The following is a 16,540-nucleotide window of genomic DNA, read 5'->3' on the forward strand; positions in this document are numbered from 1 at the left end:
TCATTCATCCTCTCCACTCATATATTTCAGAACATTCATTAAAGAATTCTCGTTACCAAACCCACCGGCCTTCGTTACAGTCCAGTACATGCTCGTGCCCGCTGCATCCTTTAGCTTCCCGAGCGGCAGTCCAGCTTCGACTTCGGTATACAGCTGCATTTGATTCATGTTCAGCTGGTTACACACGGCCTTTGCCGTATCGCCCCCCGTCAGGATTAACCCGTGAATATCATCGAAGGAGCTTACGATTTCGCGGGCGATTTTTCCGAGCTCTCCCGATATCGCCTCACTGATTTTTGTTTTGCCCAAAGAAAGCTCCGCTTCCAGCTGCCTTGTCGCATCTCTATTCTTATCCGATGAGTCCACGAACAATACAAAATGCTTCTTATCCGATTCCCCGGACAGTACATCCATCACGTCCTGCAATACATACGTTTGACGGATGAGATCCACCGGATCGAGTTCTACAAAACAGGTATCCGGCATGGCCCGCACCTTCTCGAGCTGCAGCTTCGTCACATGCGACAAGCTTGCTGAAACGGTCAATGTTTTGCGGATTGCAAGCTGTTCTTGCGACTGTCCGGTAGTCTTTTGCAGCTGGAGGGCCTCCGGCAAATATTCAATCAAGCCTGCGGACCCGGCCCATACCGTTCTTTTCCGCACCCGTGCAAATAGCTCCGCAATGACGAGCAAATCATCATCTGTCCTGGCATCGCATATAAACCATGTTCTGCCCTGTGCTATATTCGCCAGAACCTCCTCCATCATGCGCTCTTCTGTGCCGCCTAGCAGCTCCTGTCCGATAAGGCATATCCGGTTCATATCCACATACTGCTGAAACAGATTGGGAATAAAGCTGTCTTTTACCGGCGTTTTCGGGTCTCGGCCGAATTCTGTCTCGGATACTAACTGCCCGTTCACATATTGGGAGCCCTGAAGCGTTTGGCGGTTCATTTTCGGATAGGCCGGAGCAACGACAACCAATTCCGGTTGATGGACCGAGACAACGGCCGCCAGCTCCGCAGCCACATTCCCTCTTAGCGTAGAGTCCATTTTTTTATATACATGCTCATATCCTTGCTCATGAAAAATAGTACTCGCTTCAGCTACCCGATCATACGCTTCCTGTTCACTAACCGCACGGCTGTCCGTATCTATAATGGCAACATCGCCGGTTGGCTGCACCTTCGACTCCTTAAAATCAAGAAATACCGTAGAGGAAATCCCGATCTTCGATAACTGCACACCGGCATCGTTTGCTCCCGTTAAATCATCTGCAATAATGTAAAAATGCTGCATATCTGAACGACTCCCTTATACTTGTGCTTTCCGGCGTTGTGCCCGTTTGGCAAACCATGTGGTCAGGAGCGGCGTTAAAATGGCTGTCACAATCACAGCCGCAGTCACTTGAAGCGTAGCCGTAGCTGCAATGTCGCTATAGCCGGTGTATACAGCCGCTACCGCCACGGGTACCGCAGCTGCGTTGCCGGCTGTCGAAGAAGCCGCGATCCCAGCGACGCCATCCCCGCCTGTCAGACGGTCAATCAAGAACAGCATGCCGCCTGTGATAACAACAACGGCAAGCCCCAGAATAATGCCGGAGGATCCGGCTTTAACGACGTTGGCAAGGTTAATGCTTGCACCGATTGCCAGCGAGAAGAGCGGAATCATGACATCCTGGCCTTTACTGAGGAACTCGCGCATTTTCTCGTCCAGGTTACCCAGTACCATGCCGAGGATCAGCGGCAAAATTGCAAAGACGAACGCCGTAATCGGAAAGCTCGCCAGACCCGCAACACCCAGAATAAGCATCGTGAAGAAGGGGCCGGATTCCAGCGACATAATGGAGTAAGCGGCAACATCCTCAGCCTTCTTACCCAGCTGTCCCATCAACGCCATGTAAAGTCCACCGTTCGTGTCTGAGAAGGCCGCGATGATAGCCAAAGCCGACAGACCCAAGAACAAATTGTTTTGATCCGGGAAAATGGCTTTGATCAGCAGTGCGATAATAAATGTAGTACCGATCTTGCCTACCCACATGCTGACGCCCTTTTTCAAAATGTAACCGGTTGCTTGAAAGCGAATCGTTGATCCCAAACAAATATAAAAAGCTGCAAGCAGTGCGGAGGTACCTGTTAAGAGTCCGCCTGTGAATGAGCTTTTGAACTCAGGCAAATCAAAGATCCCCGGAAAAAACGTACGGATAACGGCTCCGATCAGCAAAGGAATTAACATCATTCCGCCAGGAATTTTGTCTATGGCCGCCTTGATTTTCATATCTGTGTCATCTCCTGTGTTGTATTTTTCAACAGTTATAATAAATGATTGCGTTTACGCTCATTATATTAATCGCTTACAAAATAAAATGCAACAGTTTTCGGCCTGTTAAATAGTAACAGATCAAAAACGTTGCATTATTAAACACATTTGAAGATGACGCGGTGTAGCTAATCCTTTAATTTACGCCAGAGCGTAGATCGATTGATATTTAGCCGCTTAGCAGCCTTCGTCTGGTTGAATCCTTCTTCCTCCAGTACCTTTTCAATAATTCTCTTCTCGATTTGCTCCAAGGAGCCGCTTAGAAGTCCAGAGGAAATCACTGCCGTTTCTACGCCTTTTCGGTTTAGCAGGCGCTCAATTAAAGGATGTTCGATGACATAGCCCTTTTCCAGGATAACCGCCTCCTGAAGCAGTGCTTTTAATTCAGAAATATTGCCGGGCCAGCGATAATCGGCAAGTAAGGCTAAGCCTTTTTCGGTGATTCGAATCGCCGAGGTGCCCAGCGTCTGGCTAAAATGGAGCAAAGATGATGTCACCAGCTCCCTCAGATCCTCTTTGCGCTCCGCCAGATCGGGGATATGAATACGGATCATTTCATCTTCATAGATCCTGTTTTCCCCAAAGGGATGCTCTTCAGTCATGGAAAAAATCAGAGTTACCCCCCGTCCCTTAAGAGCATCTATCGTCTGCGAACGGACATTTTTCAATTCGTCATCCGACGGGCCGAAGGAGTGAATGTAGAGTGTTCTGATCTCCGCATCGATTTCTTCGGGACTCATGGACAGTAAATCTGCCGCTTTAACCGATGCGAATAAACCCTCGCCATGAAACTTTTGATCATGAACATACCGGGCCAGCATCTTCTTGCCTGTTCCCCTTCCGCCGATAAAGATAAATTGGCTGTAAGACAGGCTGCGGTGGATCATCGTTAAGCATGTATTCATCGCTTCGCTTTGGTGAATAATCAGAGGCGCCGGCTGCATCAGGATCTTCACCTTTTCATGAGCTGCCTGATGAACAGGATATCGTGAAAATTCACACACCAGATAAGGCGATTCGTGGATAACCATCCTCGTTGTAATCAGCTTTATGGGCTGGCCGTTCTGATCGGCTGTATGGATGATTTCCGGACCGGAGCTGCCGCCCTGAATTACATCCTTCTCAAACGGGATTTCCGCTACGGGTCTGAAGCTGAAATCTGTCCACTGTTCATAGACAACATCCCCTTGTTCCGACAGAACCATAACGTCCCGTGCGGTCGTATGTAATATCCCTTTTAACCGGTCGATCTCGAGTCTGCTTTTTGTCATCCAGCGGGAAACCGTCTTAGCTTCCTTGAACGCATCAAAAATAGACTCCCTCCCGGATTGAATCAAAATCCCCAGCAGTCCCAGCCTGGAAGCCGTCTCGAAAGTGACAACGTCGCCCATGATCAGCTGATACCCTTCCTGCTTTAGTTTTCTCAAGAGGGCCTCCGTTTCATCCTCATCATGGATTGTGAACATATCAATCGGAATATCGAGCAGGTCAATAATCGCTTTGGCTCCGCCCGTAATCGCAGGGAATCCCACGATTGCCTTCTTCCTGGGAAAATCATTGGCCAGCGTAAGCACCCGAAGCATATCATATCCGGAGACATGGACATCAATCACCGGAATATCTACTTCTTCACTGATCCGTTTTGCCGTTCCGCCCCGGCTAATGATGACATTAAAGCCCTCTGCCTTCGCCTGTTTCGCCAGCTTAACTCCTTCCTGCAGGTTTCCGATCAGGATCTGAAGATCCAGCTCATGCTCTTCTTCCCGGCATTCTTCTATTAAATTCTCCATTGCCGCATACGGGGCCACAAATAGAGCTTTTATCTTCATCCTTAACCACACCTATATCCCTTTATTTTGTAGTTCAGTCATAGCATATATTCAGGTGGTATGCAATTCAGGTGAGCTTAGCATCAATGTTTCGGAATACCCTTGCCATCTAAAGAATTACCACCGGCATCAAATGATTTTGAGATGTTATCGCATCCTTGCATTGAAACTGTTTTTCGTGTATGCCACAATATATAAGGAGACGTCTTTAACGCCGTCATACGTCCAATTATAAAAAAACGGAGGTACATATCATGAGAACGATAAAGCTGGGCACCAGTACGTTAGAGGTGCCTGTTGTTGCAGTAGGCTGCATGCGTATCGATTCGCTGGACATGCCGCAAACCGAGCGCTTCGTCCAGACGGCGCTTGAAGAAGGTGCAAATTTCTTCGAACACGCGGATATTTACGGAGGAGGCAAGTCCGAAGAACGATTCGCTGAAGCAATCCATATGAACCCCAGCATTCGCGAAAAAATTATTTTGCAATCGAAATGCGGCATCCGCCCTGGAATGTTCGATTTCTCCAAAGAACATATTCTTAATTCGGTTGACGGCATTCTAAAACGGCTCAAAACTGACTATTTGGATACACTGCTGCTGCACCGTCCGGATACACTTGTTGAACCGGAAGAAGTGGCAGAAGCCTTCGATCTGCTGGAGAGCTCAGGAAAAGTGCGTCATTTCGGTGTTTCCAACCAGAACCCGATGCAGATTCAGCTGCTTCAGAAGTATGTAAAGCAGCCGATTGTAGCCAACCAGCTTCAATTAAGCATCACGAACACCACCATGATCTCCCAAGGCTTCAATGTGAACATGGAGAATGATGCGGCCGTGAACCGTGATGGCAGCGTCCTCGATTTCTGCAGATTGCATGATATTACCATTCAGCCTTGGTCCCCGTTCCAATATGGATTCTTTGAGGGCGTATTCCTTGGCAACGCTAAGTTCCCTGAGCTGAACAAAAAAATTGACGAGGTTGCTGCCAAATACGAAGTGAGCAACACGACGATCGCTGTCGCCTGGCTGCTTCGCCACCCGGCAAACATGCAGCCGGTCATCGGTACGATGAACATCGAGCGCCTGAAAGATTGCTGTAAAGCATCCGAAATTCGCCTTACTCGTGAAGAGTGGTACGACATTTACCGTTCGGCAGGCAATATTCTTCCATAAATAAGCAACAGGAATACGCGGCAAGTAAATTTATATGCGAAGTTAAAAAAAGAGGATGTTCCAAAGGTCCAGTGACCTTGGAACATCCTCTTTTGATTCAACCTAAACCTTTTTCGGAGCCCACAAAGATTCCATATCCTCCAGCGACTTCCCTTTGGTCTCTGGAATGACACGCCAAGTAAACACGAAGGTTATCAGAGACATAAGGCCGAAGATCCAGAAAGTAATCGCCGGGCCTGCCGATGTAAGCATCGGGGGAAAGGCTTGAGACACCACATAATCCGCCGCCCATAATGCCATGGAAGCAATGGATGTGGCTATTCCGCGAATACGGTTCGGGAAAATCTCGGATATCACCACCCAGACCACTGGTCCCAGGGATACAGCAAAGGCAGCTACGTATATTAAAATAAAGATGAGTACCAACGGACCCGAAGTATGTCCCGTTTGGAAAGCAATGCCGATGACCGCCAGACAGATCGTCATGGCCGAAGAGCCGATAAGCAATAATACCTTGCGTCCCACTTTATCGATAAGCCAGATGGCCAGAATCGTGAACAGGAAATTAATCAGACCGACGAGAATGGTCTGAATGAATGCGGCATTCGTGCCTGCACCCGTCTGTTTGAAAATCTCCGGTGCATAATACATCACGGCGTTAATGCCCGTAACCTGTTGAAGAATCGCTAATCCTACGCCCACAATCAGAGCCAGTCTCACCGTAGGGCTGAATAATTGATGGAATGAGCCGTTTTCCTGCTTGAATGACTCCTTAATATCCAACACTTCCTGCTTGGCCAGCTCCTCGCCATGAATCCGGAGCAGGATCGGAAGAGATTCCGCTGCCCGTCCCTGCTTGATCAGCCATCTTGGACTTTCAGGCACAAAGAACAGAAGCACCAGGAATAATACGCCGGGGATGATGCCAAATCCAAACATCCAGCGCCATGCGGTAGATACATCCCAGGCATCGTCACCGAGACCTGAAATCCACAGGTTAACGAAATAGACGAGGAAGATCCCTGTCACGGTAGCAAGCTGGTTAAGAGCTACCAGCCGACCGCGGTATTTGGCGGGTGCGATCTCTGCATTATAGAGAGGACACAAGGTCGAAGTAATACCAATTCCGATACCTCCAATGATACGGGCAATGATAAAACCGCTGAACGTATCCGGGAGCGCCGAACCAATTGACCCGATAATAAAGAGAAGCGCAGCCGTGATCAGTATTTTTTTTCTGCCGAATTTTTCACTCAACACCCCGGTGCTAAGCGCACCGACGATACAGCCGATAATCAAACTGGACACAGCCCAGCCCACTTCAAACTCACTTAAGCTGAAGCGTTCTTTCATAAAGCCGACGGCGCCCGATACAACAGCTGTATCAAATCCGAATAACAATCCGCCTAATGCCGCGACAATAGATACCAAGGTAACGAACTTCATGCTCACCTGTTGTTCGCCTTGTTCCTTTATATTTGAGCTCATCATCTGATGTCCCTTCTAAGCTGTATTTAACTCATAAGATTCCGTCTCGAATAATCGGGATGACAAGAATTATTTTAACATGGCTTCTCTTCAAACTAACGGCCAAATCCCTTCACTAATTTGCGTTATACCAGCATAAAATCGCTTCCGGATCCTTTCGTTTCCTCGCGGCTCAGTATATTAGCACAAATTCTCCTGTCCACAACAAAAAAGTCCACACCTCATGGCATGGACGCTTGGAACATCATCTATTGAAGCTGTAAACGATACTCCGAGGGAGTAACTCCTGTAACCTTTTTAAAGACGCGGCTGAAATAGTTAGGATCCTTGTAGCCGACGGAATAACAAACCTCCTTCAGGCTGAGCTCTCCATCCTTCATCAGTTCCTTCGCCTTATCAATGCGAAGCCGGGTCACATAATCAATAAAGGTTTCCCCTGTCTGCTGCTTGAACACTTTGCTAAAATAATACGGATTCAAATGAACATGCTCCGCCACATCCTCCAGGGAAAGCTCCTCCCCAAATCTCTCACGCATATAAACCATAGCCCGGTCCAGCATATTCGTTGTACTCTGCTCACGTTCTTCGCGGATTTGTCTAATGGCTAATTCTACGTATATATTCTCCCCAGCCGGAGCATCATCAGCCGGCAGTGGTTGATCCGCAGCCCATCCCGATTCAGCTTTATCAGAAATTTTCAGATCCTCAAACCGGTAGAGGCTGCCCCATTTGTTATCAAATTTGGATGCGAACACAGCCTCATAATACGATCGTCTGATTCCCGTTACTTCCGGCCGCACAGACCCGATTCCTACAGAAACCGTGATACCGCACTGCCCGTAAAGGGCTTCTGCCAGCTTCGATCCAATTTGCACAGCGCCATCTCTGATCGCCTCATCACCGTTCTGGAGCTTTCCGAGCAGAAATACGGCCATATGGCTGTGAACCATGGAACTGACCACGGAGCCGCACTTGCCTTTGACCATCCCATGCGTTAAGGTTTTGACCGTGTCATAGACCTTTTTCTTCTCATCCCCCATTTCCGGAAAGGCAAGCACCAGCGCGCATCCTTTATGGATCGAAAGCTGCAAAATATCGGCAAGGTAATCTACTTCCGTCTCATTCACCTGATCGGACATCAGATGAAGCGCCATTTCCGTTTCCGCCAGCGGAAGCAATTGAAAGAACTTATCCCTGATTGCCAGCTGCTCATCGCGCTTTCTTTTGTCTTCCTTAATTTCATGCACGAACCGCTCCAGCACGGCTGCGATCTGCTCCCTCTTGGCCGGCTTGACCAAATACTCCTGCACTCCAAGGGATAACGCCTGCTTGGCATATTCAAAATATTCATAGGCGGTAATCATAATCATTTTGACATTCGGATTCAGTGCTTTGATTTCCTTTAACGCTTCCAGCCCTTGAATACCCGGCATTCTCACGTCCATCATCACGATATGAGGATGGAACTCTGCGGCCTTCTGAATGGCAATTCGCCCATTCTCCGCATGGGAAATTTCAAAGGTATCCGGCATCATCCGGTTAACGATCCATTCGATACCTTCTCTTTCCAATGCCTCATCATCTGCGATCAGTAGGCGATACATGCCCATCCTCCTTTCCTGCAGCAGGAATCCGTATGAGGACCGTCGTCCCCTTGCCCGGCTCACTGTGAATGTTGATCATATCCTTTTTGTTATAAAATAACTGCAGCCGCTTGAATACATTACGTGTACCCAGGCCGGTAGATTGGCCCTTCCCCTGAATTTCCTGCCCCCCCGGTCGTTCCGAATCCACATCCAGCAAAGACTTGCGCACTTCCTCGCTCATGCCGACTCCATTATCCGATATTGCAACCCAGGTCTCATCCGCTTTGCATGAAATCGAAAGCTTAATCACAGCCCCTTCTTCCATTCCTTCCATTGCGTGCACAAATACATTTTCTAGGATAGGTTGAAGCGTCAGCACAGGCACTAGCACCTCCAGCCCTGCCTCCTCAATCTCGGTTACAAACCGGATCCGTTCGCGGAAACGGGCCTGCTGGATAATGAAGTATTCCTGGGCATGCTCTACCTCATCCCTGAGGGGTACCGGGCGGTCCAGCTTCCGGAGATTATAGCGAAGCAGATTCGACATGGATACCGTAAGATCACTCGTTTTTTCCGCACCCTCAATTAATGCGAGCTTGGACAGCACGTTCAAGGAATTAAACAGAAAATGGGGATTGATTTGATTCTGCAGCACTTCCAGCTCCAGCTCTTTAACCAGACGGTCCTTCTCCAAGCCTTCCTTCTCTTTGCTGATGAGCAGCTTCAGGTTTTCCTGCATCTGACTGAATGCCTCGGATAAAACCCGGAATTCATTATGGGCGCTCATCTGAGGAGGAATAACTTGTAAATTCCCATCCGAAATTTGCCGAGCTGTCTGCACCAGCTCCTTGATGGGTCTCGTAATCCGAAGTGAAATCCAATAAGCCAACAGAACGCTGACGATCGTATTCAGAATAAAAACAGCAACTCCCCAATGATTCATGACTTCAGTCTGCACCAGAATCTTCTTGTATAGCGGCTGATAATAGCTTAGCTCCAGGTCAATGAGTTGATAGGCTTCTTCCTGAATGAAAGCGGCTGTTTTCTCAGCCTCGGCATAAGAAACGGCATAAGCCAAGGGTGTCTGGCTGTTTAATGCATTCATCATGCTCGCTTCCTGCGAAATGAATAAATCCAGCATATGACGGTAACTCCGGACGTTAAGCTCGGTTGATGGAATCGCATTTTGTGCAGACAAGCTTGTCTGCAGCTGCGTCAATTCTTCACTCTCGTTTCGATACTTCTCCATGCTGCTGTCGCTGCGGTCCATGATGTAACCATTGATAGCACGAAGATTCTCACGCGTTTTCCCATCAATCTGTTTGTATAATAATACCCGATCCAGCATCATATTATAGCTCTGCTGCACGGTCCGTCCGCTTTGAAAGATAAAGAAAGAGGCCGCATTATTTAAAACAAACAACAAAGGGATGACAATGAACAGCATTCTACGCATATTCATCGGCCGCTCCCCCCGGATTTGATGTGCTCTCGATCCAGAATATAGATATCTATAAAATGATGCGCGGAGAGCTTCTTTCCCTTGAACAATTGATCTAATAAACGAATAGATTGCGAGCCCATCTCTCTAGGCTGTTGAACAATGGAAGCCATCACTTCTCCCTGCGAGATGCTTTTCCGGGTCGTTTCCAAATCATCAAACCCATAAATCTGCACGGCTTCCTTGCGGGCTGCTTCTACCCCTTCCAGAATGCCGGCTGCATCCAAGGCACTGAATCCAACAATAATGTCGATGCTGCCGTGCTCTTTCAGCATGGCCTCCGCCTGCTTAGCTGCTCCAATGCGCGAGATATTGGATGAGCGCACATCTACAATCTCAAAGCCGGGTGTCGCTGAAATGATCGAGCGGAATCCCTCCAAACGAAGCCTTTGATTATCTGCCAGTTCACTGCCAATCATGACACCGATCCTGCCGCTTCCGTCAGCATCTTTTACAACAAGCTTTCCCATCCGTACGCCTGCTTCCCGGTTATCCGTCCCAACGTAAGCAAGCCTCCGGCTCCCAGGTTCATCCGCATCTACTGTAATGACGGGTATACCCTGATCTATCGCTTTGCCAATAAGAAGATCATAGTCCGGGTCATTGATTCCTTGCACCAATATCGCATCAGGCCTCGCGGCAATTGATTTTTCAAGCAGCTTCATCTGTTCCGGGGGATTAATCCGAATGGGTCCCATATAGTCCATTTTCATCCCAAGCTTGGCCGCTGCCTCATCCGCCCCCTGCTGCATCTCCCTCCAGAAAGGGTTATCCAGTTCCTGCGCAATAAGGACAACATGTTTTAAGGAAGTATCTTCGGTGTTGCTTTGTTCCATTTGCCGTACCAAATCATCTATCCTCACCGTTGAGGAGAAAAACCGGAGGAGAACATAGCCAAAAATAAGGACAAGGACGATCAGCCCAAACGACCATTTGCGGTTTAACATGAAGCATCCCATCCTTTCATCTATTGCCTATACCACCCGGCTGTTTATTTTATTCATTCGAATAGTATATCATTAAGCAGGGACAAGTATTTTGCAGATCATGAACTTCATTGTTACTACTATAGCAGCCAGATTTTCATAGCTTTTCAAAAGTACCAGTCTTTTGTCAAAAAACAGTGATCGGGGCATCCTTAGTGGACACCCCTCTTCCGATGTTCTTAAGTAGCCAGTGTTTAACGTGTTATTGAGAAATCGAGTCCTTTAAAAAATCCGTAAAATCCACTGGGGATCTGCCAATCAGGTTTTCCAAAGCGGGACTGGTTTGCGAGAAATCTCCCTGCCGACTTGCTTGAAACATACCTGTAAGCATGCCGACCATCGCTTCCGGCAGTCCTCGCGACATCAGGTGGTTCCGATATTCATCATCCGACACGACAATTCGCCGAACCAGTCGATCCAAGACCTTGGAAGCAATCGATGCGATCCTATCCATGTCAATCGCTTCAGAAGCCGTAAGGTGGGGAGTTATACCATCATATCTCTGCTCTGTCAGGATTACTGCTGTGGCTTCAGCCAGGTCGGAATGAGTGGTCCAGGCAACAGGACCATCTTCCGGTGCAATCAATTCCCCTGTTTTCAAGGCATCACCCATCCACATGATCGCTGATGCGGCATAAAAGCCGTTTCGCAGCGACGTGAAAGCCATTCCTGAAGATCTTAGCATCTCTTCTGTAGCAGCATGAACGTTCATGGGAGGAAAATGCGACGTTGCAGACGAAAACATTTGGCTAGTATACAGCAGTCGAATAACACCCGCTTTTTTGGCCGAGTCGATTGCGGTTTGATGCTGACGAACAGCAGCTTCTCCCAAGGAGTGGGACGAGATCATAAGAACTTGAGACGCATCCTCAAAGGCGTGAAGAAGACTTTCGGAATCATCGAAATTTCCTTCCCGAACACGAACTCCGCGTTCTTGTAGATCCTGTGCTGTGTTCACATCACGGACACTTACACCAATATCCCCGGCAGGAACACGCTTGAGAAGTTCCTCTACGACCTTCCGGCCTAATTTTCCATTCGCGCCTGTAACAACAATCATCCCTACATTCATCCTTTCGTTTGCAAATCAGATAAAGCGTTTCTTGTCACACAATTTTGTTTGTGCAATCATAATCGTATAAGTGTGTGTTCAAAAAATTCGTTGAATCAGACACAAACAGATCAAGGCGTTTATTTAAAACCGGTTGAACGTACATTTCTAGGTACGTGAGCAAGATTTTAAAACAAACAACGCAGAGGTATGCAGTGGATTTTCAGTGACTTTTTGAACAACATCTTAAGTAAAAGATAAAAGAATTGAGCCCTTGCGGACAACCTGCAAAAAGCAGTTTTTGTTGCGTTCCCAACATTTTTGTCCTTTTGTCTGTTATTTGAGTTCAAGAGAAAGAGGGGATAAAATGTCGGTAAATCCCGAGGATCCGCGTGTTAAAAGAACCCGTCAATTGTTCGTGCAGGCTTTTAACGATTTGGTTAGGAAAAAGAGAAACGTCTATTCCATTTCTGTGCATGATATCACGAATCAAGCAACTGTAAACCGAACCACATTTTATGCGCATTTTCAGGATAAATATGACTTTCTTGGATATTGGATGACGGATAAGTTCCACATGACTCTAAGGGATAAACTTCCGGTAGAAACAAGATGCACTGCGGAAAATTTGCGAATCCTTATTCAAACCATATTCGATTTTCTTTTGCGGTTTAAACAACAATATAGCACTCCGGGAGACAAGCAGTTTGAAGCGATGTTTGAAAATGCCATGCATCAGGATCTTCAGCGACTCCTGCTTAAACGGATAAATGAAGTGGACATACAGGGCTTTTCGCAAGAAAAATTGGAAGCTATGGCACTCGTTATCAGTTGGGGCATATTCGGATCGGCCTTACAGTGGAGCCGGAACCCTCATGATAGCTCAATGGAAACGATGTTTGATGAAGTCATTGAGGTTATATCAGTTAATTTGGCCCCTTTTTGGGAGCAAACAACCAGCTAAAGACACACTTTTTTCTCGATGCTTTCAAGCTACTACCTATTATTGCGATGATGGAATTAACCAGCGACAACACCACGCGCATCTCCCAGCGCGTGGTGTGTCTTTGCATTTTGTGTCCGAATATATACTCTCAACGACGACCGCGTTATATAACTCCTGTAGTAACACATCAAAATTGTATAGTGTCATTCAATCGAATGCTGAGGGATTCGTAATATATTTTTCCACATTCATCCATGCCCATCTGGAGCATTTGGAGAAGCTTGACCTGCGGTGGAACAAAAACCTGAAAGCCTCAAAATTGCTGGATGGTCTAGCGCGAAAAGGATGTATTGTTTATAAATAATTAAAAAGAAGATATATAGAATGAATGTAAAGAAGGACATACTTCAGCGGAGGAGGCGGAATCATTCTGAAGAAGCGAAGCGGTCGCCTTTGCCCCCGGATTTTAACCGTTTAACCAAGCATTCTAAAGAAATCCGGGGACAACAGCGTTCATAAGAATGATCCGCATCCGTAGAGATGTAATTGCCTATAACACTTTAGCGCTGCTTATATAACGCAGATTCATCATTGTATACAAATCGAAAAAGCCAGCCCCTTATAAAAGGCGCTGGCTTTCTTGTTATTGAGGATTCCCCCATCCATATTCCCAATTTCAGCATAGGAATACCGGATTTCATTGTAGGTTTAGAAAGGTTTTGTATTGATTTTCAAATATATTTCTCATTCTTTAACGAAATTTTGCAGTATCCATTTTTAATTATTAACGTTGACGTTAACGTGATTATTTTATATGCTACTTAGTATTCAATTCATGGGGTACGACGAAGATCGGTTTGACCAACCGCTCGATCCATGACTATGCATACGCATATACGCCACTCGGGGAGTATGTATGGAAACAACTAGAACGCTGGAGGAGAAGATTTTTTGAGTATTCAAGGGGAACGACCCGCTCCGTTTTGGAGCATTATTTTTGCTGTGTTTTTCGGAAACTTTATGGCAACGCTTAGCACGACCAGCATCAATGTAGCTTTACCTGTCTTTATGAATGATTTTCATGCCGAGTTAAATACGGTGCAGTGGATGATGTCCGGCTTTATGCTGGCAACAGGAGTTATCGCCCCCATCATCGGGTTCATGGGCGATAAACTTAGTTACAAGCGTCTATATGTATTCGCTCTGCTCGGATTCACTTTGACATCGGCACTTTGCACGTTCGCCTGGAGTATGGAGTCCCTGATTGTGTTCCGGATATTGCAGGGCCTCTGCAGCGGGATCATTATGCCAACAACCATGACGATTATTTATCAGACGATTCAAAAGGATAAGCAAACGATTGCGATCGGCTTGTGGAGTGTATCCTCGATGCTCGCACCGGCATTCGGACCTACGCTGGGAGGATGGCTGACCGAATATTTTGGCTGGAAATCGTTATTTATCATGAATCTGCCGATTGGAATCATAGCCATGCTGCTGGCTTTGAAATTTATACCTTTTCATAAAATCAGCAGTGCAGTCAAGCTTGATATCATTGGCTTTATAGCGGTTATCGTGGGTACGAGTTCACTGCTGCTCACCTTCAGTCAGGGTCATTCCTGGGGCTGGACATCCTGGAAAACGATCACCCTGTTACTCGCAGGACTTGTCATTGTAGCTTATTTCATCATTCGAACGCTGAAGGTTAGCGCTCCTCTGCTGAACTTGCGAGTCTTCAAAATCCCCAGATTCACGTATAGCCTGATTATTAACTGCATTATCACCATCTCCTTGTATGCAGCAACATTCCTGGTGCCGATCTACATGCAGAATATTCAGCATGCATCTACGCTTCACACCGGTCTTGTCATGCTTCCGGGTACGCTGGTGATGGTCATACTTTCATTTATAGTTGGCAAAATATACGATCGGGTAGGGCCATTCCGTCTGATTCTCATCGGCGTTCTGGTCATGGGAGTTGCGACTTGGGAGCTTAGCCGTTTGAGTCTGGCTTCAACTACACTTTTTATCGCACTCTGGCTCGCAATCCGTTATGTCGGGATCTCACTCTGCAACATGCCGGTAACGAACTCCGCGATGACCGCTGTACCCACCCGGTTTACCGGGCATGCATCCGCCGTCACCAACTGGATTCGTCAGGGAACGGCTGCGCTTTCGGTCAGCATTTTCAGCAGCATCCTGTCTGCTCGTACCCTAACTCATCTTAGTCAGAACAAAGCGAACTCTGCGAACGCATCTGAATTGGCCCTTTCCCAATCGGTCCAGGATGTCTTCATGATCGGAACTGTACTTGTTGCCTTAGCGATACCATTTTTGTTCTTGTTACGCAAGAAACATTATCCAGTTAGCGAAGAGCTGCTGATCCACGGAACTTCCAAGTCGGCATCTTTGTAATGAAAATAAGCCCTGGGGACGTAAAGTCCCTTCGGGCTTTTATTGTATATATCGCTAACATATTCTTTAGGCGGTCGTTGTGGTTATAGTGCCGGTGTTGACCATTTGAATTAATTCGCGGTTCTTACCGGTGTAATTAAGAAGAGCGTGGACGAGGATGGCTCATCCATGGGAAGAATAACGACTGGACTCATTTTTCCGGCGAATCTTAATCGCACATACCCGCTATCCATGCAACGAAGTATATCCATGAGAAGCTTACCGTTTAGGCTTATGGTAAAATCCTCGCCGCTTCGTTCCATTAATGGAACCTCATCCCGGACATCTCCAACTTCAGCGGTCGCGGATGATATATCTAACTTACCCGATGCAGCTGCCAGCCTAATGATACTTGAACCAGCCAGTACAAATACGCGCTCAACGGCACGCAATAAACAAGCCGTCTCCATCATAATTTCAGAAGAATATAATTGCGGGATGTTTACAGATGGAAAAGCTCCCCCAATGAGAACTGACTGAATCTGCAGTTCATTGGCAATAAACCTGATCTGATTGGCACCCACCTCAATATCTGTGATCTCGTCTTCAGCGTTCAGCATTTTTGCTATTTCGTTCAGATTTTTTGCTGGAATAATCACATTTATGCCGGCGTTGATATGCTCTTCAATATGTAAAGTCCGGGAGGCAAAACGAATTCCATCCGTAGCCGTTAGCTTGAACCGATGTTCCGTATATTCAAAAAAGACCCCCGTTAGTACGGGTCTGGCATCAGATACTGAGGCAGCCGTTGTCACCTGCCCGATCGATGATTTCAATAAAGCATTGTTCATTTGATATTTATGGACAGAACCATTTTCCGATCTATTCATAGACGGGAATTCTGCGCAGTCCATTCCGCATAGCCGAATTCGTGAACTCCCTGTTGTGATGGTGAGAATGAAATGCTCTTGGATCTCCAATGTTATGAACCCATCATCAAGCTTACGAATCATTTCGTGAAAATAACGTGCCGGTACAACAATACCGCCATTCTCCAACACCTTCAGAGAGCTGCTATTTTGGGGAACCGTATATTGAATGGTCATACTTGTATTGCTTGCTGTAAAGATCAAACCATTTACAATTGCTTGAATATGTATTCCTTTCAGAATCGGCATTGGACTATTCGCTGAAACTGCCTTTAGTACATGCTGTAGAGCGTTAATAAGAGCATCTCTGGTTACTGCGACCCGCAAGGACCTCACCTA

At 46.9% G+C, this 16,540-nt stretch carries 12 protein-coding genes; 3 read left to right on the forward strand and 9 right to left on the reverse strand.

Annotated features, from left to right (window positions below; translation table 11 throughout):
• The 3 genes from KJS65_RS20490 to KJS65_RS20500 form a co-directional block, all read right to left on the reverse strand.
• Window positions 1-1,299: a four-carbon acid sugar kinase family protein gene (locus tag KJS65_RS20490; RefSeq protein WP_213651702.1), complete on the reverse strand. Its 1,299-nt coding sequence runs from the start codon at window positions 1,297-1,299 to the stop codon at window positions 1-3.
• A 15-nt stretch (window positions 1,300-1,314) separates the two neighbouring features.
• Window positions 1,315-2,277, reverse strand: coding sequence for a 2-keto-3-deoxygluconate permease (locus tag KJS65_RS20495; RefSeq protein WP_213651703.1), 963 nt, complete (start codon window positions 2,275-2,277; stop codon window positions 1,315-1,317).
• Between the two features lie 170 nt (window positions 2,278-2,447).
• Window positions 2,448-4,148 carry a sigma-54-dependent transcriptional regulator gene (locus tag KJS65_RS20500; protein WP_213651704.1) on the reverse strand — a complete coding sequence of 567 codons (1,701 nt, stop codon included), beginning with the start codon at window positions 4,146-4,148 and terminating at the stop codon, window positions 2,448-2,450.
• A gap of 254 nt (window positions 4,149-4,402) precedes the next feature.
• Between KJS65_RS20500 and KJS65_RS20505 the strand changes: the two genes are divergently transcribed.
• Window positions 4,403-5,320, forward strand: coding sequence for an aldo/keto reductase (locus KJS65_RS20505; RefSeq protein WP_136607407.1), 918 nt, complete (start codon window positions 4,403-4,405; stop codon window positions 5,318-5,320).
• Window positions 5,321-5,422: 102 nt separating this feature from the next.
• Here KJS65_RS20505 and KJS65_RS20510 read toward each other — a convergent pair whose 3' ends face one another.
• From KJS65_RS20510 to KJS65_RS20530, 5 genes are all read right to left on the reverse strand, one after another.
• The gene (locus tag KJS65_RS20510; RefSeq protein ID WP_374706202.1) at window positions 5,423-6,811 is read right to left on the reverse strand and encodes a sugar porter family MFS transporter; all 1,389 of its coding nucleotides are present in this window, start codon (window positions 6,809-6,811) and stop codon (window positions 5,423-5,425) included.
• 245 nt (window positions 6,812-7,056) lie between these two features.
• Window positions 7,057-8,412, reverse strand: a complete 1,356-nt coding sequence (locus KJS65_RS20515; RefSeq protein WP_213651705.1) for an AraC family transcriptional regulator — start codon at window positions 8,410-8,412, stop codon at window positions 7,057-7,059.
• Window positions 8,387-9,856, reverse strand: a complete 1,470-nt coding sequence (locus tag KJS65_RS20520; protein ID WP_213651706.1) for a sensor histidine kinase — start codon at window positions 9,854-9,856, stop codon at window positions 8,387-8,389. Before KJS65_RS20520 ends, KJS65_RS20515 begins: the two co-directional genes overlap by 26 nt.
• Window positions 9,853-10,842, reverse strand: a complete 990-nt coding sequence (locus KJS65_RS20525; protein WP_213651707.1) for a substrate-binding domain-containing protein — start codon at window positions 10,840-10,842, stop codon at window positions 9,853-9,855. Before KJS65_RS20525 ends, KJS65_RS20520 begins: the two co-directional genes overlap by 4 nt.
• A 241-nt stretch (window positions 10,843-11,083) precedes the next feature.
• Window positions 11,084-11,941 (reverse strand): SDR family oxidoreductase, encoded by an 858-nt coding sequence (locus tag KJS65_RS20530; RefSeq protein ID WP_213651708.1) that lies wholly within the window; start codon window positions 11,939-11,941, stop codon window positions 11,084-11,086.
• Window positions 11,942-12,299: 358 nt separating this feature from the next.
• Here KJS65_RS20530 and KJS65_RS20535 point away from each other — a divergent pair, with 358 nt between their 5' ends.
• Window positions 12,300-12,896 carry a TetR/AcrR family transcriptional regulator gene (locus tag KJS65_RS20535; protein ID WP_213651709.1) on the forward strand — a complete coding sequence of 199 codons (597 nt, stop codon included), beginning with the start codon at window positions 12,300-12,302 and terminating at the stop codon, window positions 12,894-12,896.
• A gap of 933 nt (window positions 12,897-13,829) precedes the next feature.
• Window positions 13,830-15,293: an MDR family MFS transporter gene (locus tag KJS65_RS20540; RefSeq protein WP_244864669.1), complete on the forward strand. Its 1,464-nt coding sequence runs from the start codon at window positions 13,830-13,832 to the stop codon at window positions 15,291-15,293.
• A 110-nt stretch (window positions 15,294-15,403) separates the two neighbouring features.
• Here KJS65_RS20540 and dnaN read toward each other — a convergent pair whose 3' ends face one another.
• On the reverse strand, window positions 15,404-16,528 hold the full coding sequence (dnaN, locus tag KJS65_RS20545) for a DNA polymerase III subunit beta (protein WP_213651710.1): 1,125 nt from the start codon (window positions 16,526-16,528) through the stop codon (window positions 15,404-15,406).
• Window positions 16,529-16,540 lie beyond the last annotated feature (12 nt).

The organism is Paenibacillus sp. J23TS9, from assembly GCF_018403225.1.
Classification (GTDB): domain Bacteria; phylum Bacillota; class Bacilli; order Paenibacillales; family Paenibacillaceae; genus Paenibacillus_AQ.

Bases quoted from the DNA above. Each gene is read 5' to 3' on its own strand.
- KJS65_RS20525 (WP_213651707.1), bottom strand. From the start codon at position 10,842: ATGTTAAACCGCAAATGGTCGTTTGGGCTGATCGTCCTTGTCCTTATT.
- KJS65_RS20520 (WP_213651706.1), bottom strand. From the start codon at position 9,856: ATGAATATGCGTAGAATGCTGTTCATTGTCATCCCTTTGTTGTTTGTT.
- KJS65_RS20495 (WP_213651703.1), bottom strand. From the start codon at position 2,277: ATGAAAATCAAGGCGGCCATAGACAAAATTCCTGGCGGAATGATGTTA.
- KJS65_RS20505 (WP_136607407.1), top strand. From the start codon at position 4,403: ATGAGAACGATAAAGCTGGGCACCAGTACGTTAGAGGTGCCTGTTGTT.
- KJS65_RS20490 (WP_213651702.1), bottom strand. From the start codon at position 1,299: ATGCAGCATTTTTACATTATTGCAGATGATTTAACGGGAGCAAACGAT.
- KJS65_RS20500 (WP_213651704.1), bottom strand. From the start codon at position 4,148: ATGAAGATAAAAGCTCTATTTGTGGCCCCGTATGCGGCAATGGAGAAT.
- KJS65_RS20510 (WP_374706202.1), bottom strand. From the start codon at position 6,811: ATGATGAGCTCAAATATAAAGGAACAAGGCGAACAACAGGTGAGCATG.
- KJS65_RS20535 (WP_213651709.1), top strand. From the start codon at position 12,300: ATGTCGGTAAATCCCGAGGATCCGCGTGTTAAAAGAACCCGTCAATTG.
- KJS65_RS20530 (WP_213651708.1), bottom strand. From the start codon at position 11,941: ATGATTGTTGTTACAGGCGCGAATGGAAAATTAGGCCGGAAGGTCGTA.
- KJS65_RS20515 (WP_213651705.1), bottom strand. From the start codon at position 8,412: ATGTATCGCCTACTGATCGCAGATGATGAGGCATTGGAAAGAGAAGGT.